This window comes from Paenarthrobacter sp. UW852, assembly GCF_024608385.1.
Taxonomy (GTDB): domain Bacteria; phylum Actinomycetota; class Actinomycetes; order Actinomycetales; family Micrococcaceae; genus Arthrobacter.
Window position 1 is genome coordinate 343870 of the sequence record NZ_JAMSGY010000002.1, and the last position, 20106, is coordinate 363975.

Consider the following 20106-nt stretch of genomic DNA (forward strand, 5'->3'; position numbering starts at 1 on the left):
CGCTTAGGCGTGTTCGTCGTCGTACGCTGCTTCGTCGAGGTTCGCCTCGCGCTGCTTCTGGCTGCGTTCCAGCCAGGGCCCCACTGCGTACCCAATCACGACGCCGATCCCCACTTCGGCGGCAAGCCAGACTGCCGTCCACAGCGGGTGAGGTCCGATTTCCGTGAGCCGGCCAATACCGGCAGAACCGCGGGCGATCCAGGCCATCGCGCCGCCGAGCAGCCCTGCGACGGTGCCGATGAACGCGCCGAGGAACAGCGTTGATGCCGCGGCAGTGAACCAGCGGGCTTTGATTTTGATGGAGAGCCATTCGTCAAAGTGGTTTTCGCCTTCGCGCAGGAACCACCACCCTGCCAAGATCCCGGCGACTACCGGCAGTGCCAGGGCGGCGGAGCCGAAGTCGAGCTGCCCGGCCGGGAGACCACCCAGAATGGGGACTGCCGGGAGCGGTCCAACCGTGGTGCCCAGTGGACCTGCCGTGGAGCCGACACCCAGTGAGAACCCCGCGCCGGAGGACCAGGAAAGCGCAAAGATCACCAGGTTCGGCAGGAAACCGAGCTGCGCAATGGTGAGCACGGCGCCGCCCAACGCGCCGGCCTGGATGCCCTCGTAGACGGCAATAATGTCAGTCCAGTGCCACACGATGGTGGCAGCCAGCAGTACCGCCGACAAGCTCACCGCGGCCGTGATCGCCACAAAACCGGCCTTCAACCCGGAGCCGACATACGAGCCTGCCCACCGTGAATGCTGACTGGTTTTCGAAAGCCAGGCGACGGCATCCACGCCAATCAGCCGGCTCCACGAACCAGCCTCACGCCGGGCACCGACGATCATGCCCAGGGCGAAGGAAATGAGCGGGATGGTCATGGCGTACCAAAGGTTGATGACCACTTCCGGGGTGCGGCACACAAACCCGGTAGCCATCCCGAACGCCGCGTACACAACGAAAGCGCCCAAGAACGCCTGCCACAGCTGGTCCGTGTACGAGGCACGGGCGAGTCGCCGGCCTGCACGCCAGGCAAGCAGGAACGGGACGAGCGTCAGCCCCAGCGGGTGCAGGGACAACAGGCCAGATCCCGGTTGTGCCGCCGTGCCCATATCGACGTGTGCCAGTCCAAGCGGAACACCGTGGATTAGCAGCCAGGCCTGGCCGGCCAGACGGGCCAGGGTGTCGACGTTGCGGTCCTGAAAACCGTCGGTCGCCCACACCCCCACCAGCGGCAACACAACAACAATGGCCGAAATGAACGCCGACTGAGCCGCTTCCAAACCGCCCTGCAGCCAAAGGGGCATGGGGAGGCCACGGTTTCCGGTCTGATCAGCGCGCAGTTTCATCGTGATCTATCGTGCCACGGTGGGCAGCACCCGCCCGTCAGACTCCCCCGAAATACCGCGAATTCCTGCGCTTTTTCCTATGGGCCGCCGTAAGATGGGAGGTGTTCTCCCGGGGCGGATGACGGCCCCCAACTGATGTTGAAAGACCCGGAAACAAACGAAGCCGGGAACTAGGAGCGGCCAATGAATAGGTGTCACAACTTCTAAACGGAAAGTCGTACTAGCAGCTGGTGCAGCCACCTTCGGATCTTTTCCCAGGCTGCACCAGCCTTCTTTTGTTCCCTCCTTCCTTGCGCCGAGGGGCGACTTCTAACCCCTCCCGCCCCGCCGAGGGGCGACGTCTCACCCCTATGAAGCCCTTCTAAGTCGCGAAAGCTCACCCCTCGCGAAGAAACGCACGACGGCGGCCGGCCCACCTAAGTGCCACTCCCGCCGAGGGGCGACGTCTCGGCACTTTGGACCCGCCGGGTTGCCGCACAAATGACGCACAAATGTGCTGGACTCCCCGCTTCGGCGCAACGAGACTGTGTACACGAGCAACCATTTGGCCTATTGGGGGTCAACCAAAGTGTGTCGCTCACACCGTCTGAAGGGACAAGGTCAATGGACGACCTCGCAGCTTTCTTCCCGCTGATCGCCATCATTCTGGGCGTCGTACTCGTGATCGGCTTCATTTGGCTGGCCACGAAGGCGATGTGGAAGGTGGCGGAACCGAATGAGGCTCTCATCATCTCGGGCCTTACGCGCGGAACACTGGAAAATACAGACGGCATGGACTTCAAGATCGTCACCGGAAAGGGCGCCCTGGTGGTCCCGGGGTTGCAGACGGTCCGCAGCCTTGCCCTGACCCTGAATGAAACTGAACTCAAGGTCTCGTGCGTGACCTCGCAGGGCATCCAAGTGATCGTGGACGGTGTGGTGATCTACAAGATCGGCGACGCTCCCCCGTTCATCGCCAACGCTGCCCGGCGGTTCCTGGGACAGCAGCCGAAGATGGAGAGCCAGGTCTACAACGTCTTCGAAGGGCACCTGCGTTCGATCATCGGCAGCATGACCGTGGAGGAAATCATCCGCGAGCGCGACAAGCTGGCTTCTTTGGTTCGCAGTGCCAGCGGCGTGGAGATGGAGAAACTGGGCCTGGTGGTGGATTCACTGCAGATCAAGGACCTGCAGGACCCCACCGGCTATATCCAGAACCTGGCAAAGCCGCACATCGCGCAGGTGAAGATGGAGGCCCGCATAGCGGAGGCCACCAGCAACCGGGAAGCTGCAGAGAAAGAAGCGGAAGCCGCGGCCCTGATCGCGGACGCACAGAGCCTTTCCGCTATCAAGCAATCCGCAGCACAGGCCAACGCGGAGCAGGCACGCGCCCAGGCCGCGCAAGCCGGGCCGCTGGCCGACGCCACCGCCCGTCAGCAGGTGGTGGTTCAGGAGACCGAAGTGGCCAAGCTTGAGGCCGATCGCGAAGAGCAGAAACTGCAGACCACCATCCGTAAGCCCGCAGATGCCCGGGCATACGCCCAACGTACCGACGCCGAAGCCAAGAAGGCGGCTGACATCAGCGCCGCGGAAGCATTGGCCAAGCGCACCGAACTCGAGGCCCAAGCCAACGCCCGGCGGGTCGAGCTCGAAGCCCAAGCCAACGCCGGGGCAGCCGCAGCCATGGCAGGCGCAACGCGCGTCACGGGTGAGGCCGAGGCAGCGGCGACGACGGCGCGCGGCAATGCGGCCGCCTCCGCTGTGAAGGCCAAGGCGTTGGCTGAAGCTGAAGGCATCAAGGCACGCGGTGAAGCGCTCGAAACCAACCAGGATGCCGTCATCTCCCAGCAGATCGCGGAGAACATGCCCGCGATCGTGTCGGCAGCCGCTGAGCCGTTCTCACGGATTGGGCAGCTTACAGTACTCAATGGTGGCGAGGGGCTGAACAGCATGGTGGGCGGAATCCTGTCCCAGGTGGGCAACTTCCTGCCGTCGCTTGCTTCGGCGCTGCGGGGCAAGGAAACGCCTGCTCCTTCTCCCCGCCCAGCTCCGGTCAAGGCACCACCCGCTCAATCCCCTTCCGGCAAGGCACCAGATGCCTAGAGCGGTGGATCGAAGTCTGACCGGAAAGATCGGCAGGGTCACAGGCACCGTCGCGCCTGGAACCATTGGCGAAGTCATGCTTCCCTTCCATGGTGGGACCAGCGCCTTCTTCGCCTACCCATTTGACAAGACGAGTGTCTTTACCGTGGGCGAGAAAGTTCTGGTGATCTACTTCGAACCGCCGCAATCGGTCTACGTGGACGAACTGCCGGACGTCCTGCAGGAATAGCCGCCCTCGCGCGGCACGCCCTTACAACTGTGGCCCGTAGATGAACTCCTTGGCATGGTTGACCGCCTTCTTGAACGCGTCATTCCGGAGTGTCACCTGCTCTCGACTCGCTCCCCCGCTGGGTTCCAGGAACGTGGTGGGTCCAGGCCGCAGCATCCAAATATCGCCGGCTGGCGGTAGGTAGAAGACGCCGAAGGATCTGTGCTCGGGGTCGTCGGTCCAGATAGGAACGACCGCCACGGCCGCGCCCGTATCGGGGTTGATCCACTGGGCACGGGGCATGGGCTGCTCATGGACCTCGGGATCGAGGAACGGCGCGGTCCCCCTCCCCCAGCGTTTCTCGAACCGTTCGTAGAAGGCCGGGATGATGTGGCCGTCGTAGGGACGCCATGCGCTCATGAATGTCTCCTTGGAAGTCGGGTGCTTCGGGGCAGGGGCTCCCATCGGGCCGGGCCAAACGACAGCGGCCCCTGCCCCGAGGTGGGACCGGGCGTAGCTTCCGGCGATCGATGGACTCGGACCTTCACAGGCGTTCCACGATCACCGTATGGAGCACTGGAGCGCCGCTCACGGTCGTATGCCGCCCGCTTTCCTGGGTCCGACAAAACGACGTACGCCTGCATGATGGCGTGCAGTTCCTGGACGTCGCTCGCTGAGGGGGCGCCGCCGTCGTCGGCTGCTTGGCGCGTGTCCGGGTGGTGGGTGCGCAGCAGCGCCCGGTAGGCGCGTGCGATCTCGCGCGGGGTGGCGTCGGGTGTCACGTGCAGGGTGGCGTAGTGGTCTGGCTGGGTGTTCACTGCTGGTTCCGGGTGGGATGCGGTGGATGGGAGATGGCCCCCGGCCGAAGCCGAGGGCCATCCGATCGGGAGGCGACGTCAGGGGCCGCGTTTTCCTCTGCGCGTCAAGCGCTGTGGCGTGGCGCGAAGCCTGCGCCCATTTTCCGATGCTGCGGCCGATCCGAAGCTCCCGTCCTGCGCTCCGCTGAGGGCCACCCCCGGGCGAGCCCTCAGCGGAGAGGGTGGATTACGCGTTAATTTCCTGTCGTTGCTCGTTGGACGTGATTTCGATGCGCCGGGGCTTGGCCTTCTCGGCGACGGGGATGCGGAGTGTCAGCACACCTGCGTCGTAGCTGGCCTTGACGCCGTCGGTGTCCAGGGTGTCGCCCAGGATGAGTTGGCGGCTGAAAACGCCTTGGGGGCGTTCGGCGGCGATCAGTTCGGTGTTCTCGCCCGCTGGCGACTTCCGTTCTGCCTTAACGGTCAGGACGTTACGCTCGACGTCGAGGTCCACCGATTCAGGGTTTACACCAGGCAGATCGAAAGCGACCACAAACTCTTCGCCTTCCTGCCAGGCGTCCATCGGCATGCCGGCGGGGCGTGCTGTTGTGCCAAAAACCTGTTGGGCGAGCCTGTCGAATTCGCGGAACGGGTCAGTGCGCATCAGCATTTTGTTCTCACTCCTTAGATCTTGATGCTGACTCTTCTGTTGGTCCAGCCTTCCAGATCTGTGTTGGCTGGTATAGATTTTTTATAGCACTGGTGAGAGAGTGGTGCAAGTAGGTTTTCGGAAGAATTTTGGAGAGGTTTCGGATGGGTGCTGCGGACAGTTCATCTGGAGGGCACGACGGCGGATTGGGCGCCGCCGCGTCCGACGGCGGGTCGGGTTCTACCGGCGACCGGGACGCGCTCGGCGTCTACGCGATCTCCGTTGCAGCTGAGCTCGTGGGCACCGGCCAGCAAAACCTTCGGCTGTACGAACGTAAAGGGCTACTCACCCCCGAGAGGACCGACGGCGGCACCCGCCGCTACAGCGAACGGAACCTGGCGACCCTGCGCCGGATCGGGGTGTTGCTGGATGAGGGGCTGAACCTGGCCGGCGTGAAGCTCGTGTTGGAGCTGGAAGCTCAGAATCGTGGACTGACAGAGGACAACCATGGCCTGACGCAGGACAACCGGGAACTACGGGCGGACAACAAGGGGCTGCGGAAGGACTTGAAGGCTGCGCGAAGTGGGGGCGCTGGCACTGGCTCATGAGTTGTTTACATGCCGAGAAGGCCTGACATGCGCACAACCCAAGGCTCAGACACCTTGTCGAGCAGCACGCGTCAGATTATCGCCGTCATCACATTCCACCCGGCCCCAACCTGCTTCGCCGTGGGCCATGCCGATCCTCCTTGACCGGAGTACAACCACAGCCCACCGCTGGAGTCCCGGGCCAGCAGATCAGCCCGCCCGTCGCCGTCGAAATCGCCGGGTCCAACCAGTGAGTTCATCGCGTTCCAACCTTGACCGGTGACCTGGCGGGGCAGCCATCCGCTGGTTCCCTTGGGCGGGTACAACCACAAGGTCCCAGCGCTGTCGCGGGCCACGAGGTCGGTGACGCCGTCGCCGTTGAAGTCGTCGGCGCCAGTGATTTCAGACAATGCCGACCAGCCCGAATCAACCCACATCCGGGGCAACCAGCCACCCTTTCCGTCGCCCCGGTACAGCCACAAGGCCCCGCCACGGTCGCGGGCCACGACGTCCCCGAAGCCGGCGCCAAAGAAGTTGATGGGCTCGATGGCGTTCATGTTTTCCCAGCCGCTACCAACCAGCACCCGGGTTCCGAGCCCGCCTGCACCGTTGCCCGGGTAGAGCCACAGGAGACCCCCGCCGTCGCGCGCCAAAACGTCGGCAAAGGAGTCGCCGTTGAAGTCGCCCGGCGCGATCAGGGCCGTCATCACGTTCCAGCCTTGGCCGACTTGGACGCGCTGGAGCCAGCCGCCCGATCCGTTGCCCGGGTACAGCCACAGCGCGCCGGATACGTCGCGCGCCAACACGTCAGGATGCGAATCACCGTTGAAGTCGTTCTTCACAGGCGCTGCAACAGAGCCGTCAATCACGGACACGGAGGCACTTCCGTTGTTGGAGACGTAGACCTTGCCGGTGTTCGGGTTGACCGCGGCGTCCAGGGGATCCTGTCCGGAGAACACGGCGGAGAAACGGTTGTCGCCATCCACCACGGTGACTCCCCTCCCTTGCAGGAGCGCATAAGCCTTGTTGCCTCTGGAGTTGACCAGAATGTCGGTGACACGAGAGGGAGTTCGCAGTTTGGCGACCTGTGTCTTTGTGGCTGGGTCAATGACCTGCACGAACCCGTCGATGCCCTCGCTGTCCCCAGCGACGTACACGGTGTTGGTCACCGGGTTCACTGCCAGTTTGCCCACGTTGTTTGTGGTCGGAATCGTGTCAGTAATGGTGTCCGTCATGCCGTCAATCACGCGCACCCCGGCTCCATACTTGCCCAGGGTGGTGAAGTAGATCTTGTTCGTGGTTTCGTTGATGGCTAGATCCAAGATGCCGCCGGCGCCGATGCTGATGGTCGAGGTCACCACACCACCAGCGCCAATCACCTTGATGACTCCGCCACCCAAAATGTAGACCTTGCCGGTGGTCGAGTTCACCGCGATCTCCTGGGCGCCGGCTACCGGCAAAGCAGTGGCGGTGAGGGTGGCACCGTCGATCACTTTCACGCCGTTCTGCCATGCGACGTAGGTCTTGTTCGTCACCGGGTTCACTGCAAGCCTGCCCGGGTTCGCGCCGACAGGAACTGAAGTCACGGCGCGGGTAGCACCATCGACCACGGCCACGGCCCCACCGATTTCGCTGACGAAAACCTTGTTCGTCACTGGGTTCACCGCGACGTCCACCGGCATGTCCCCCGTGTACAGGAGGCCACTGGAGAGCTCGCCGTCAACCACATCGACACCGTCAAAGGTGGCCACATACGCCTTGTTGGTGGCCGGATTCACGGCGATACCCGTAGGGCGCTCGCCGACGGGGACAACGCGGGTGAGATCGTCCGCTACAGCGGGCGAACCCAAGGTTCCCAAAAACAGCCCCAGCGCCAGTCCGACGGCGACAGTTCCCGCCGCTGCCCGGCGCCGTCGTCGTACCCCACCTAGCCGTCGTAAGCCCGGTCGCAAAACCTCAAAAGGCGCGCGCGAAACATCCCCAGCAGCAACCATGGCAGAACCCCCAGATAAAGGACGCCTGAGCGCGTCCGTTGAAGGGAGTCTACAAGCGGGCCCGGACAAAACTAAGAACCGCCTGTTAACCAACTCTTCCTCCACAGGCCACCCGCCCGCACCCGCACCGCCAACCGCCCCGACCACCGTTGAAGGCGTGAGGATCGCAATCGTCGCCGAATCATTCCTGCCATTGATGAATGGGGTAACCCACTCGATACTGCGGGTGCTGGAGCATCTGCAGGAGCGCGGGGATGAGGTGATGGTGATCGCGCCGTCGACGTCGGACACTGATGTTTCGAGCGTCGAGAAGGGTGCGTATGTGCACCGGCTTCCCTCGGTGCCGCTGGCCGGTTACACAAATGTGCGGGTTGCGTTAGGTGGTGTGAATCGGGTCAAGCGAATCCTTGCCGATTTCTCGCCCGACGTGGTGCACCTCGCCTCCCCGTTCGTCCTCGGCTGGCGCGCCGTGCAGGCCGCCCACCAACTCGGCATCCCGAGCGTGGCGATCTATCAAACCGAGGTTCCAAGCTACGCCGCCCGCTATGGCGTGCCGTTCCTGGAGAACTGGGCATGGAACCGTGTGGACAACATCCACCTCCTGGCAACCCGAACCCTTGTGCCGTCCACGTTCGCGCTGAATCAGTTGCGCGGTCGCGGCATCCTGCGCGTGGATATGTGGCGTCGCGGTGTGGATACCGCGCGCTTCAACCCCGGCAAACGTTCGACGGCGTGGCGCAGCCAAGTAGCGCCCGACGGTCACCGCATCATCGGCTACGTCGGCCGGCTCGCCGTGGAGAAACAGGTTGAGGACCTCGCCGTGCTCGCTGATCTGCCGAACACGAAGCTGGTGATTGTGGGCGATGGCCCGCAGCGCGCCTCCCTTGAAGCTGCGCTGCCGGGCGCTGTATTTACGGGCTTCCTTGGCGGGGATGCCCTGGCCGAAGCTGTTGCCTCCTTTGACCTGTTCGTCCATCCCGGCGAGTTCGAAACCTTCTGCCAGACCATCCAGGAAGCCATGGCGTCGGGCGTTCCCGTGGTGGCTACCGGACGCGGCGGCCCCTTGGACCTCGTGGAGAACTCGCGCACCGGCTGGCTCTACGAGCCCGGGAACCTCACCCAGCTGCGCGATTACGTGCAGGATCTGATGGGCGACGACGCCAAGCGCCGCGCGTTCGCAACGGCAGCAGCCGCGTCTGTCCAGGGCAGGACGTGGCCTGTGCTCAGCGCCGACCTGGTCCGCCATTACACCGAAGTCATCGCCTCTTTCTCGCGGGAAAACGGCCCCACCGAATTGACCTCAAGCAAAGGACCCACTTCATGAAGATTTCCGTGATCGGCTGCGGCTACCTCGGCGCAGTCCACGCAGCAACGCTCGCTTCGATGGGCCACACTGTGGTGGGTATCGACGTCGATTCCTCCAAAGTTGAACAGCTCAACAAGGCAATGGCCCCCTTCCACGAACCCGGCCTGGACGAACTCCTGAGCGACGGTCGCACCACCGGCCGGCTCCAGTTCACCACGGACTTCGCTCTCGCCGCGGATGCCGAAGTTCACTTCCTCTGTGTAGGCACTCCCCAGTCCAAAACCTCGGATACCGCGGACCTCTCCTACCTCATGGGCGCCACGAAGAGCCTCCTGCCGCACCTGGCCAAGGGGGCCGCCGTCGTCGGTAAATCGACGGTGCCGGTAGGCACGGTGGAGAAGCTGCGCGAGCTGCTGGCACGTCGCTCGGACGTGCTGCTCGGCTGGAACCCAGAGTTCCTGCGCCAGGGCACTGCCGTCAAGGATTCGTTGGTCCCCGACCGGCTGGTCTACGGCGTCCCGGGTGGTAAGGATGCCGCGGCCGGGGCTCCAGTCACCGCCGTGCTCGACGCCGTCTACGAGCCACTGATCATTGCCGGGATCCCGCGCTTGGTCTGCAATTTTGCGACGGCGGAACTGATCAAGTCGGCGTCGAACGCGTTCCTGGCCACGAAGGTCAGCTTCATCAACGCCATGGCAGAGCTGTGCGACGCTTCGGGCGCGGACGTCAGCGAACTCAGCGAGGCGATGGGCCTGGATCCGCGCATCGGCAACCGGTACCTGCACGCCGGGCTCGGCTTCGGCGGTGGCTGCCTGCCCAAGGACATCCGGTCCTTCCGGGCCCAGGCACGTGAGCTTTCGGTGCCCTCGGTGGACGAGTGGATGGCGTTGGTTGATTCGGTCAACCTCGATCAGCGCTCCCGCGCAGTGGAAGTCGCCCGTGAGATGTGCCGCGGATTCCTGTCCGGCCGCACCGTGACTATCCTCGGCGCAGCCTTCAAGCCCGACACCGACGACATCCGCGACTCCCCCGCCCTGGACGTCGCCCAGCAACTCGCCTCCGCCGGCGCGCACGTCACCGTCACCGACCCCAAAGCCATCAACAACGCCTGGATCCGCTACCCGCAGATCCGCTTCGAAGCCTCCACCAAACGCGCCCTCGAAGGCGCCGAACTCGTGCTGCTGCTGACGGAATGGGACGAGTACGTCTCGCTGTCACCCGTTGCTGTCGGCTCGCTGGTACGACGCCGGATGGTGCTTGACGCTCGAAACGTCCTGGACACTGAGGCTTGGCGGAGCGCCGGGTGGACGGTCCGCGGGTTGGGGACGGGTGCCGCGCTCTCCGCGGAAGGCACTGGGAAGCTGCCTGCGCGGCGGAAGCACGCACGGGCTTGATGCACGGATGGCGCGGAAGCAGTCGATCGTAACTTTCGCTCCATGCAAAGTCATAGATAACTTCCTCTCCCTTTGCTGTTCGGCCGGTGTTATGGTCGCAACACGCGCCATCGCATCGGCGCATCTAAAGGGGGCATTACATTGAAAAAGGGTGCTATTCGCACGTCCAAAAATAGGCATTTCCGGCGCAAGTCTTCCTTGGCTCAAGGCCGTAAATCGCTCGCCCTGCTCGCCTTAGGCTCTGTCGTTGTCCTGCTGACGGCCTGCGGACAGGGGTCCACAACCACCGCCAGCTCAGTGAGCACGTCCAAGTCCTCGCCGTCGTCGACGCCGACACCAACTCCGAGCAAGGTCGCCGGAACGTCCTGTACAACAGAGAAGGCTACGCAGGTCGGCGCCGGTGACACCTATGTCTGTGGCATGGATCAATCCGGGAAATTCGTGTGGTTGGACTCAGCAACCGCACGGAAACTTTCGGATCAGCGCGCTGCCGAAGCCGCAGCTAAGGCTGCAGCGGATAAGGCCGCGGCCGATAAAGCAGCTGCTGATAAGGCCGCGGCCGACAAAGTCGCTGCGGACAAGGCGGCAGCGGACAAGGCGGCTTCAGAGCAGGCCTCAGCTGCTCAAGCTGCGGCAGCTAAAGCGGCTGCTGACAAGGCAGCAGCCGCGGTAGTTCCAAAGGCGCAAGCCCCCGCACCACAGGCACAAAATGGCTGCGATCCGAACTACAGCGGCTGCGTTCCTATAGCTTCCGATGTTGACTGCGCCGGCGGAAAGGGCAATGGTCCCGCATACGTTCGGGGTCCGGTGACCGTCATCGGCTCGGATATCTACAAGCTCGACTCGGACGGCGACGGAATCGCCTGCGAAAAGTAGCTTCTTCTGTGGGGCGGTCGTGGCGTGAAGTGCCGTGGTCGCCCCACACTGCTATCAGCGTCTGCGCTTCGACGCTTCACCGAGGGATAGCAACCTGGGTTCGTCCGGCTGAGTGTTGTCGACAACCCTGGTTGCGCGCGTCCACGGTTCCACGGCCTCGAAGTAGAGACGCTGGCCGCCGACATACCGGCGCATGGACGGATGTTCGGGGTCTGGGTTGCCGCCGTCGCGTATGGACATTCGTCGTGCGGTTTCGGTGAACGGGACATCGAGGAAGATCGAGTAGTCCCACTGGCCCATCAATTCGTCCCGGTGAAGGAACATCCCCTCGACCAGCACCAAGGCTTCCTCCGGCGCTTCCCGTATAGGTAACTCAAGTCTCTGGTTCTGACGGGCATCCGTGACGGCCGGGCGATACTTTCCGTCCCCGCCCCTTCGCAGCGGAGTCAGAACGTTTTCCTGGAAGGCCGCGTAGTCGTAGGTGTCCAGCCAGAACCCGTCCGGCGATGTCCGTCCTCGCCGGTGCCGGACTTCCTGCAGGTTGAGGAAATCGTCTAGGTGGATAGTCACGACCGGCCGGCTCTGAATCACGGATGCAAGTTCATCGGTGAACGTTGTTTTGCCGCATCCGTCGGCGCCATCAATGCCAATCAGGCGGCGGCCCTCACCGAGTTCCACGATTTCTCTCGCCAGGAACTGCAAGAGTTCCGCTCTGCCAGCCAGTAGGCTCTCCCCAATCATCGGACCATCGTGGCACAGGATGACCTCATCCCCCAGCACCTAGGGACGCCGAATCTCCACTCATCTTGGGCCATGAACCACACAAACCGGGCGCGCTCAGCACCTAGTTATCCCTTCCCACCACCTAGTCCCAAAATCCGCCCATAGTCTCTTCTTGTGCCTCTGGGGCGGGATCCCGGTGTCCGGCGGGAAACCCCACCCGCCCCGGCGTCGGAGGCATACCGGCACGGCTCCACCCGATTACCCCCAGGTGGAGTCGTGCCCAGCCCGCCGAAGCCGCGACCAACTCTGGTGTTTGGGCGCGAGTTCCTAATATCACTATCGGCTCTGAGTGAGGACGAATTGAAATTTAGCAACGTCTTAAGGCTGTCCAAGTCCTTCGGAATTTTCCTAGCACTGAACAACATCAGGAATACTGCTTCATGCTGACTCACGACCTTTCGCCTGCACTCCGCATCCTGGGCTTAGCAGTTGCGGGCTGCTCGGGCCTCTCAGCGGTGATACTCGGGCTAAATCCACCACCCGCCGGCTTGTCAAAGCTCAACCCCAATATTGTTCTCAACTCAGTAATGATCGGATTGCTGATCCTTGGTGTCCTCGGACCAATCACACTTCACTTCATGAATCCGGACCGGCTCCTTGTTCTGCGGGCAGGCATCTTCGCCAGCGCGGGTTTTGCCAACTCTGTAGCTCTGACCCCGCTCCTTGCCGTGCCAATTCAAGAGACCATAGGCCTTGTCGCTGCGGTCTGCGCCCTAACGGTGGCTGTTCTGAGCCTCTACAAGTACATGGCTAGAGATGACGACAGCGCGCAGGAATCCCTTCATACCACCTAGTCCCACAAACCAGCCATGGTCTCTTCTTCTGCCGCTGGGGCGGGATCCCGGTTTCCGGCGGGAAACCCCACCCGCCCCGGCGTCGGAGGCACTACGACACGGCTCCACCCGATTACCCCCAGGTGGAGTCGTGCCCAGCCCGGCGGAGCCGCAGCAGCCGGAACACGATGCCAACCACAAACATGAGAACACCAAGCCCCACGGACAGTGGCGGCAGCGTCACAACAAGCACCACGCACGCCACCGCTCCAGCAACCTGTAGTGCCTTCGGATAGCGACGATCCTCGGCAGGTTGCGTGAACGCGGCGATGTTGGCCACCAAGTAATAGAGCAGCACGCCGAAAGATGAGAAGCCGATGGCACCCCGCAGATCAGCCACCGCAACGATCACGCAAATGACCACCGCCAGCGTCATCTCCGCTCGGTGCGGCACTTTATATTTCGGGTGGACGGCGGCGAGCGCATGCGGAAGATCGTGCTCACGGGCCATCGCCAGGCTTGTCCTCCCCAACCCGGCGATCAGAGCCAGCAGTGCGCCCAGCGAAGCCATCGCAGCTCCGACGCGAACCACGGGAGCAGCCCACGCAATGGTTCCCTGTTCGACGGCGGCGGCGAGCGGCGTCGTATTTTCCGCGATACCGTCGGGACCGAGCGCGACCAGCAGCGTGACGGCGATGGTCGCATAGACCAGGATCGTGATCCCAAGGGCGATGCTGATGGCCCTAGGGATGGTGCGACGCGGCTCCCGGACTTCCTCGCCCATCGTTGCAATCCGCGCATACCCGGCGAAGGCAAAGAACAGCAGCCCGGCCGACTGCAGAATCCCGTACCAGCCGTGGGCCAGCAGCCCATCCCCCACCAGGTTGCCAAAGTCAGGCCCTGATCCGCCCCACACCGCACCGACTGCGATGGCCAGCGCAATCAACACAGCAACCACCAGGATCCGGGTCAGGCCGGCTGTTCGGGTTACGCCGTGATAGTTCACTGCCGTCAGGAGTACGACGGCGGCAATCGCCATCGGGCGTTCCCAGCCTTGGGGTGCGGCGTAGGCGGCGAACGTCATTGCCATTGCTGCGGCGCTGGCCGTCTTGCCGATGATGAAACCCCAACCGGCCAGGAACCCGTACCACGGCCCGAGTCGCTCGCGGCCGTAGACGTAGGTACCACCCGATGTCGGGTAGGTGGCGGCCAGTTGAGCGGACGATGTGGCGTTGCAGAACGCCACGAAGGCTGCAACTACCAAGCCCACGAGCAGCCCCGAACCTGCAGCAGCCGCAGCGGGGGTGAACGCAGCGAACACGCCGGCACCGATCATGGAACCGAGGCCGATGAGTGAGGCATCGAAGGTGCCGAGCCTGCGGGCCAAGGCCGGGGAATTGCTCACGGAAACCCTTCACGTGTTGGGAGTCTGAACGCCACAAAAGGTGCGTTACTCCGAGCGTATCCCGGGTCAGCGCGGTGGAAGTGAATTCCCCACGAGCATGAAGAGACTGTTGCGCGACGTCGCACCGGTTTTCCTGAGTGCGTTGGAAATGTGGTTTTCCACTGTTCTGGCGCTGATGCCCAAGTGTTCGCCAATCTCGACATTTGAGCGGTGTCCCGCCAGCACAGCCACCTCGATCTCCCTTTCAGTCAGTGGTGTAGTCCTGAAGGTATTGAAGGACAGTTGTTCGTTGGCCGAGGGGAACCGAACCGCGAACATCGACGAGGCCTGGGCAAGGGCGTCGGCAGCGACACTGTCACCTTCGATGACGTGGCGTTTGAGTGCGCCGCGGAGCAGCATCCCTATTTGGTAAGTGTCGGGATCGGGTTCGTAGTGCTTCAGGAGGAGGCCCAGCAGCTGGTGGTCTCCCTCAACAACAGCGGCGGCAATGGCCAGGAGTTTGTCGTGGACGGCTATTCCGCACTCCCTGAGGATCTTCTGCAGCAACTCCAGAACAGGCCGCCCTGGACACAGGCATGTGCACAGCAACGCCGTCATCATGGCTTCCAGAACGTATCCACTCTTCAGCTGTCGTTTGACGAGCTTGGTTGCCTTGCGATCGAACGTTGCGGGTTGGGCGCTGCTGTGGGCGATGAGTTCGTAGGCGCCTTTACCAATGCCGGGAAGCGGTCCGATATCGTGCACGTCTTCCCGTGCCTGGGCGGCGATGGAGAAAGCCGGTGAGACCACGTTGGTTGCGTGCCTCAGCCCGGCAAGCCGCAGCATGGCATCGTACAAGGAGTCGACCACAAACCCGGGCCGGCCCATGGCGAAGACGCTGCTCATGAGGTATTCGGCTTCTTCGAAGTTTCCTCGGTACAGCAGCCCGTGGGCAGCAATGTAACTGCTGGTGACTATGCCGAACTGATCCAGGTTCTTGCGGGCCTCGGCACGCCACTCCAGGGCGAAGACGAGTGATTCATCCACGCGGCCGGCGGCGAACATCGCGAAACCCCGGATAAAGGGGCGAAGGTGTGTGAAGGCGTCTTCATCCCCGTCACCCTCGACTGCTTTGACGGCAGCTTCGGGCCGCAGGCGGTATAGCTCCAGTAGCCCGCTCACCAGGTTCCGCATGCCGGGCTGCGGATCTGAACCCTCTGGATGGTGCCCGTCGGTGGGCTGAACACGACCATGGGATGCGCTGAGAAAGAGAACCGCGTTGGCGACTTCCGTTTCATGCTCGGGGTGGGCCGCCGACAAGGACCGCAGAATCTCGACGGCGGCACTTGGACCTTGGCCCGTATGGATAGCGAGCATCGCCTTGGTGATGGTGAGGAACAGCAGGTCTGATGGATCGGCGTCGGCGGTTGTTGTCTCCGCACAGACACGGACGGCGCGCTGAATGTTCACTGGAGCGCCCCAATACGTACGGAGGAGCGCCACCGCGTTCGCGGCGGTCTTGTTGCCTTCCCAGCGTTCGAACCGGGTGCGTTCACGTGCTGCGTTGTGGTCGTGGATGTGGCGAGCGGTCACGGCGTCGTCGTCGCCCTTCTCAAGGCGGAGTTCGGCGAGAAGCTGGGTGAGGCAATCGGTCGTCGAAGAATTTTCGCCAGCCACCTGGGGAGCGGTCTCGAGTATCCCCGCGATCTTGCTTCGCAGCAGATGCCGGTCGCGGAGCATCTTCGCTCCTCTGAAATAGTCGGCGATCACCGGTGGACTAATGGCGGCGATCGCCCCGCCGTGGTGATCGTTCATCACGGACAGAAATCCGCGGCGTTCCAGGTTCTCCAGGATTTCTGCGCTGATGACCTTCTGAAGGATATCGATACGCGCAGTGCCAAGTATCGCCATGATGTGGAGGGCCGTGAACTCCTCGGCGGTGAGTTCCGCCAGCAGCGCTTCCAACGTTCCCCGAAGGTGCTCGTTCCATAGGGTGTGGCTGGTCATGCGCCATTGTTTGTCCCGCAGAACAAGGAGGTCGCTCATTGAGGCCGTCTCAGCTATCCGGACTATGAGCCGGGGATTTCCCGCGGACTTGGTGAGTATACGGGCGGTTGCCTCCGCATCTGCAGGCGCACCAAGCACCTGGGCAATCAGCATGTGGACCTGCTCGTAGTGGAGAGGGTCCAGCTGCATATGAGCCTCGCGGCCCTGGTTGAGGACAGCGAGTTGGCCCTTTGAGAATGCCCACGTCTCCGGTGCGGTGGCCACCAAGGGGCAGTCGGAGCGGCGCCGGACGGCTTCCAGGACAGCCAGCGACTCGTTGTCCACCAGGTGGATGTCGTCAGCCACCATCAGGTGCTTTCCAGGTTTGGCCAACTGCGCGGCGAACACGTCCGCAAGATCGAAGACACCATTTCGGCCCGGGCGCAGGTCCAGGCCGAGCCCCTTGATGGCCGAGTACGGAATACCGCGGTGCGTGCGCATGCCGCTGATGAAGTGGACAGAGACGCCCGTCTTCTCCAGGTTAGCGATCACGTTATTTACGACGGCGGTCTTGCCGCTTCCAGGGGCACCGACGACGCGCACTCCTATGCCGCGTGCAACGAAATCGAGGATTCGTTGAACCTCTGAATCGAACACTCGACCTGACCTTCTGTTTCTGTGGACGCCCGACATGCGGCTCACTTCGCAGGCTAGATCGACGAAACAGGACTAGGTGGCAAAACGGCCTTGCACAGGCCATTTTGGGGGCTTCTAGGTGGTGATTTCGGCCAAACTAGGTGCTGGGCCGACTCGTCTAGGTGGTGGGAGGCCGTTGCTTTAGTGCTTGAGCGCGTGCTCGGGGTGTTCATCTGGTTCCCTCGCGTAGTGGGTGATTGAGTACTACGCTACGGACGGCTGGCGGCGAATTACATGGGTGTAATTCGCTATGTGGATATGTGTTCTAACAGCTACCGACCTAGTAGTACATATATCCACTTGGGCAGACAAAAAGCAGGGCCGGTCCGTGACCGGGCCTGCGTCTCCGTCGAAGGAACCCTCCTGGTCTTCTTCGACGGAACGGTACGCCGAGGAGTTGATCAGAGAGTAGTGAGCTACCGCCGGCCGGCACGCAGACGGGATGCACCCGCTCACCACTGCGCAGTCGCCAGATCATCGAATCTCGAGAATCACAATTCGCCCTCGCCTTCTTTTATGAATCTACATACGCAGCCCTCTTCTACGGGTAGAGGGAGAAAATTGAACTAGGTGGTAATTCGTCCTTGCACAGCCCGTTTTCGGGCCCTCTAGGTGGTGATTTAGCCAAAAGTAGGTGGTGGCGCGTCTCCTCTAGGTGGTGAACGCTTTGCTAACTCAGTGATCGCACTGAAACAACCCTTGGATTGTTTGTGCTGCTCCCAATGTGAACGTTTGACAAATGCAGATCTGGGGTTGAGAGTATTGCTCAATCACTTGAACGGCTAGCGGAACAGCGACCGAAAAAGTGAAAGTGATGTCGCTAGCATCAACTTGTTAATGCACTCAAACCAAGCTCAATGCCCGAGAAGGTGTTGGGAAAATCTCAATCAAGTAGGCCTGTGTGGCACTTGAGATCATGTCCATTGGGGGACACAAGATCATGAAACTTCGCACTAGCATCACAGCAATATGTTTGTCAGTATTCATCGCAGCCCTGGCAACTCCGGCCCATGCAGCTGATGAGCCCCTGGAGCCGGGTGACGAGTAGTTACGGATATCAACGCGTTGGCGCTTTCGGGTTCAACACGGTTCAGGCGCTGGGCATCAATCGAAGTTACGTGAGCAACTGGCAGCACTCCTTCAGAGCACTAACCGACGCAGGCGTAGGCACCCCGACCCCTTGGGGAAATGTCAACGTCTATCACTCAACCGTCATCCAGAGCGCAAACGTATACGGCGACGGCGCCTGGTATGCGTGGCAGGGCTAGTCACTGACTCATAGCCCGTAGGGGCCGGTCCAGAGCGGCCGGACCCTCCATAAACGAGGACTCATGTTACGCATAACAGATCTTTCCAAACGGTACGGGCGCACAAACGTATTGCACAACGTATCATTGACTATTCCGTCAAGTGGAATTTACGTACTTCGAGGTGAAAACGGGACCGGCAAGACCACCCTCCTGAAGTGTTTGGCTGGGCTTGAACGATACCGAGGAAGCATTCTCTGGCACAGAGATCCATTGTTGAACAACATTGCTGCAGCCTTTGATGATTCCACAGTGCACGGCCGACTCACAGGTCTACAGAATCTGCAAGCCTTACTGGATGCATCACCAAAAGTCATTGAAGAGACTCCTGCAGTTCGGATGTTTTTAAATCATGATCTTCTCAAGAAGAGGTCTGCGACCTACTCTCTCGGACAAAGAAAAAAGATCAAGATAGCAGCTGCTTTCGCGGCACGGAAACCATGCATCTTGTTGGATGAGCCGCTGTCTGGGCTGGACAAATCCGGTCGAGAGGGCCTGCTGCATTTGCTTGAATCCAGCGCCGACACCAACTGTGTACTGATCTCAGATCACGAATCCGCGTTCTACCGCAGCGTTTCCTCATCTGAGTTCACCATTCGACATGGCAAGGTTCATCGGGATCCAGGCAACGAGGCGTTCAAGAGTGATGATTTTGATGAATAGCCTACTTCGTTCCATAAGAACAGAACTGAGATACCAGCACTGGAGCAGAATGCTCTGGCTTCCCTTCTGTGGCCTGGTTTTGGCTCTCGTATTCGCATTCACCGGGAGTGCCAGCAACGTCGGTGCCAGCATGACTCGTCTTGAGGCGACTGAAGCACAAGCTGCAGCCAACGGACTGTCCCTGGCTCAGGCCATGGAACAGCCCATGAGCCTGGTGGTTCAGGACGGTCAGAAGCTGGTGGACAATCCACTTCGCTATGACTACGAAAGGGCCTACCTTGCGTACCAAGCCCTCGAAGGAACGAATGGAGTCGGAACCGGACTTGAAATGATCACCTTCTTGGTCATCCCGCTACTCTTTTTCGTGTACGGGTGCGGCGTGGCGGCCGGCGACGCCCGCTTTCGTATTTTGAAGGATCGAGTGGTCATACAAGGCGCAACGTCATACGTCGTTGCCAAGGCGGCGACTGTCGTAGCCGTTTCCCTCGCCGCGATCCTGATCGCGGCGACGTTGAGCCTTGCTGCTGCGCCTATCGTCAGAGCCGCCTTTCTACCCTCTGTCGATCGCAGCTTTCCCTACCCTGTGGCAACAGTGGCTGTTGAAAGCCCCGCAGTCCAAATCGCGTTCAGTGCATCTACGGCAATGATGTTCGGGCTACTGGGTCTGTTTGTCGGACTCGTGGCCAGAAGCATGCTGATACCGAGCTTGGCCGCCGGCGGGCTGCTTATGGTGGCACCTTTCGCTGGGCCCTACGATCCACGAAACATTCTTACCGCTGCCGGAGAGGGCGTCTTCAACTACTGGGGCGGGTTCAGTCCACGCCCGCCATTCCCAGTGCAGATCGAACTCGGCTTGGCAGCCATGGCCGGCGGATTGGTCTTTGTTTCCCTGGTGTCCGTCGTTATTTGGTCACGAATGACGAAATTTGTGTAACCGGCCACGTGGGCAGACAAAAAAGCACGGCCGGTCAGTGACCGGCCGTGCTTCTGAGTTATCCGAAGACTAGATAGCCTGGATGTTTACTGCCTGGGGACCCTTGGGGCCCTGCTCGACGTCGAAGGAAACCTTCTGGTTCTCTTCGAGGGAGCGGTAGCCCGAGGAGTTGATCGCAGAGTAGTGAGCGAAAACGTCCTGGCTGCCATCTTCAGGAGAGATGAAGCCGAAGCCCTTTTCGGAGTTGAACCATTTCACGGTACCTGTAGCCATTTTTTCAGTCCTTACTGAAGGTGGAGATTGTCCCGACTTTCGGGTCTCCGGGTGTGGGGTGTTCTCCACCGTTACTTCA

At 61.7% G+C, this 20106-nt stretch carries 18 protein-coding genes; 9 read left to right on the top strand and 9 right to left on the bottom strand.

Annotated features, from left to right (window positions below; genetic code table 11):
* Positions 1 to 3: 3 nt before the first annotated feature.
* The gene (locus tag NEK97_RS04700) at positions 4 to 1335 is read right to left on the bottom strand and encodes a DUF6350 family protein (RefSeq protein WP_257368775.1); all 1332 of its coding nucleotides are present in this window, start codon (positions 1333 to 1335) and stop codon (positions 4 to 6) included.
* A 603-nt stretch (positions 1336 to 1938) separates the two neighbouring features.
* Here NEK97_RS04700 and NEK97_RS04705 point away from each other — a divergent pair.
* Together NEK97_RS04705 and NEK97_RS04710 are read left to right on the top strand one after the other, a co-directional pair.
* Positions 1939 to 3417: a flotillin family protein gene (locus tag NEK97_RS04705; protein WP_257368776.1), complete on the top strand. Its 1479-nt coding sequence runs from the start codon at positions 1939 to 1941 to the stop codon at positions 3415 to 3417.
* Positions 3410 to 3646, top strand: coding sequence for a hypothetical protein (locus NEK97_RS04710; protein WP_257368777.1), 237 nt, complete (start codon positions 3410 to 3412; stop codon positions 3644 to 3646). The genes NEK97_RS04705 and NEK97_RS04710 overlap by 8 nt, the downstream gene beginning before the upstream one ends.
* Before the next feature lie 21 nt (positions 3647 to 3667).
* Here the strand turns inward: NEK97_RS04710 and NEK97_RS04715 are convergent, their stop codons facing one another.
* From NEK97_RS04715 to NEK97_RS04725, 3 genes are all read right to left on the bottom strand, one after another.
* The gene (locus NEK97_RS04715; RefSeq protein WP_141283126.1) at positions 3668 to 4045 is read right to left on the bottom strand and encodes a hypothetical protein; all 378 of its coding nucleotides are present in this window, start codon (positions 4043 to 4045) and stop codon (positions 3668 to 3670) included.
* The gene (locus NEK97_RS04720; RefSeq protein ID WP_257368778.1) at positions 4042 to 4443 is read right to left on the bottom strand and encodes a J domain-containing protein; all 402 of its coding nucleotides are present in this window, start codon (positions 4441 to 4443) and stop codon (positions 4042 to 4044) included. Before NEK97_RS04720 ends, NEK97_RS04715 begins: the two co-directional genes overlap by 4 nt.
* Before the next feature lie 226 nt (positions 4444 to 4669).
* Entirely contained in the window at positions 4670 to 5092 is a 423-nt protein-coding gene (locus NEK97_RS04725) for an Hsp20/alpha crystallin family protein (RefSeq protein WP_235519155.1), read from the bottom strand.
* Between the two features lie 143 nt (positions 5093 to 5235).
* On the opposite strand from NEK97_RS04725, the gene NEK97_RS04730 reads away from it, so the two are divergent.
* On the top strand, positions 5236 to 5679 hold the full coding sequence (locus NEK97_RS04730) for a MerR family transcriptional regulator (RefSeq protein WP_374111509.1): 444 nt from the start codon (positions 5236 to 5238) through the stop codon (positions 5677 to 5679).
* Positions 5680 to 5750: 71 nt separating this feature from the next.
* On the opposite strand, the gene NEK97_RS04735 is transcribed toward NEK97_RS04730, so the two are convergent.
* Positions 5751 to 7508 carry an FG-GAP-like repeat-containing protein gene (locus NEK97_RS04735; protein WP_257368779.1) on the bottom strand — a complete coding sequence of 586 codons (1758 nt, stop codon included), beginning with the start codon at positions 7506 to 7508 and terminating at the stop codon, positions 5751 to 5753.
* 301 nt (positions 7509 to 7809) lie between these two features.
* Here NEK97_RS04735 and NEK97_RS04740 point away from each other — a divergent pair, with 301 nt between their 5' ends.
* The 3 genes from NEK97_RS04740 to NEK97_RS04750 all read left to right on the top strand — a co-directional run bounded on the left by NEK97_RS04740 (position 7810) and on the right by NEK97_RS04750 (position 11228).
* Positions 7810 to 8976, top strand: coding sequence for a glycosyltransferase family 1 protein (locus NEK97_RS04740; RefSeq protein ID WP_257368780.1), 1167 nt, complete (start codon positions 7810 to 7812; stop codon positions 8974 to 8976).
* Entirely contained in the window at positions 8973 to 10352 is a 1380-nt protein-coding gene (locus NEK97_RS04745; protein ID WP_257368781.1) for a UDP-glucose/GDP-mannose dehydrogenase family protein, read from the top strand. Before NEK97_RS04740 ends, NEK97_RS04745 begins: the two co-directional genes overlap by 4 nt.
* Positions 10353 to 10649: 297 nt before the next feature.
* Positions 10650 to 11228, top strand: coding sequence for a hypothetical protein (locus tag NEK97_RS04750; protein ID WP_257368782.1), 579 nt, complete (start codon positions 10650 to 10652; stop codon positions 11226 to 11228).
* Positions 11229 to 11282: 54 nt separating this feature from the next.
* Here the strand turns inward: NEK97_RS04750 and NEK97_RS04755 are convergent, their stop codons facing one another.
* Complete coding sequence (locus NEK97_RS04755) at positions 11283 to 11969, bottom strand: uridine kinase (RefSeq protein WP_257368783.1); 687 nt, start codon at positions 11967 to 11969, stop codon at positions 11283 to 11285.
* A 422-nt stretch (positions 11970 to 12391) separates the two neighbouring features.
* Here NEK97_RS04755 and NEK97_RS04760 point away from each other — a divergent pair, with 422 nt between their 5' ends.
* Positions 12392 to 12805 (top strand): hypothetical protein, encoded by a 414-nt coding sequence (locus NEK97_RS04760; protein ID WP_257368784.1) that lies wholly within the window; start codon positions 12392 to 12394, stop codon positions 12803 to 12805.
* A gap of 112 nt (positions 12806 to 12917) precedes the next feature.
* Here NEK97_RS04760 and NEK97_RS04765 read toward each other — a convergent pair whose 3' ends face one another.
* Both NEK97_RS04765 and NEK97_RS04770 read right to left on the bottom strand, forming a co-directional pair.
* Entirely contained in the window at positions 12918 to 14189 is a 1272-nt protein-coding gene (locus NEK97_RS04765; protein WP_257368785.1) for an APC family permease, read from the bottom strand.
* Positions 14190 to 14255: 66 nt separating this feature from the next.
* Positions 14256 to 16811: a LuxR C-terminal-related transcriptional regulator gene (locus NEK97_RS04770; protein WP_257368786.1), complete on the bottom strand. Its 2556-nt coding sequence runs from the start codon at positions 16809 to 16811 to the stop codon at positions 14256 to 14258.
* 1370 nt (positions 16812 to 18181) lie between these two features.
* On the opposite strand from NEK97_RS04770, the gene NEK97_RS04775 reads away from it, so the two are divergent.
* Both NEK97_RS04775 and NEK97_RS04780 read left to right on the top strand, forming a co-directional pair.
* Positions 18182 to 18820 carry an ATP-binding cassette domain-containing protein gene (locus tag NEK97_RS04775; protein ID WP_257368787.1) on the top strand — a complete coding sequence of 213 codons (639 nt, stop codon included), beginning with the start codon at positions 18182 to 18184 and terminating at the stop codon, positions 18818 to 18820.
* On the top strand, positions 18804 to 19754 hold the full coding sequence (locus NEK97_RS04780) for a hypothetical protein (protein ID WP_257369020.1): 951 nt from the start codon (positions 18804 to 18806) through the stop codon (positions 19752 to 19754). The genes NEK97_RS04775 and NEK97_RS04780 overlap by 17 nt, the downstream gene beginning before the upstream one ends.
* Before the next feature lie 69 nt (positions 19755 to 19823).
* On the opposite strand, the gene NEK97_RS04785 is transcribed toward NEK97_RS04780, so the two are convergent.
* On the bottom strand, positions 19824 to 20027 hold the full coding sequence (locus NEK97_RS04785; protein ID WP_011773907.1) for a cold-shock protein: 204 nt from the start codon (positions 20025 to 20027) through the stop codon (positions 19824 to 19826).
* Positions 20028 to 20106 lie beyond the last annotated feature (79 nt).

Excerpts from the sequence above, each read along its gene's own strand:
- NEK97_RS04705 (WP_257368776.1), top strand. The coding sequence starts at position 1,939 with ATGGACGACCTCGCAGCTTTCTTCCCGCTGATCGCCATCATTCTGGGC.
- NEK97_RS04775 (WP_257368787.1), top strand. The coding sequence starts at position 18,182 with ATGTTACGCATAACAGATCTTTCCAAACGGTACGGGCGCACAAACGTA.
- NEK97_RS04780 (WP_257369020.1), top strand. The coding sequence starts at position 18,804 with ATGATTTTGATGAATAGCCTACTTCGTTCCATAAGAACAGAACTGAGA.
- NEK97_RS04725 (WP_235519155.1), bottom strand. The coding sequence starts at position 5,092 with ATGCTGATGCGCACTGACCCGTTCCGCGAATTCGACAGGCTCGCCCAA.
- NEK97_RS04700 (WP_257368775.1), bottom strand. The coding sequence starts at position 1,335 with ATGAAACTGCGCGCTGATCAGACCGGAAACCGTGGCCTCCCCATGCCC.
- NEK97_RS04745 (WP_257368781.1), top strand. The coding sequence starts at position 8,973 with ATGAAGATTTCCGTGATCGGCTGCGGCTACCTCGGCGCAGTCCACGCA.
- NEK97_RS04730 (WP_374111509.1), top strand. The coding sequence starts at position 5,236 with ATGGGTGCTGCGGACAGTTCATCTGGAGGGCACGACGGCGGATTGGGC.
- NEK97_RS04760 (WP_257368784.1), top strand. The coding sequence starts at position 12,392 with ATGCTGACTCACGACCTTTCGCCTGCACTCCGCATCCTGGGCTTAGCA.
- NEK97_RS04785 (WP_011773907.1), bottom strand. The coding sequence starts at position 20,027 with ATGGCTACAGGTACCGTGAAATGGTTCAACTCCGAAAAGGGCTTCGGC.
- NEK97_RS04715 (WP_141283126.1), bottom strand. The coding sequence starts at position 4,045 with ATGAGCGCATGGCGTCCCTACGACGGCCACATCATCCCGGCCTTCTAC.
- NEK97_RS04710 (WP_257368777.1), top strand. The coding sequence starts at position 3,410 with ATGCCTAGAGCGGTGGATCGAAGTCTGACCGGAAAGATCGGCAGGGTC.
- NEK97_RS04755 (WP_257368783.1), bottom strand. The coding sequence starts at position 11,969 with ATGATTGGGGAGAGCCTACTGGCTGGCAGAGCGGAACTCTTGCAGTTC.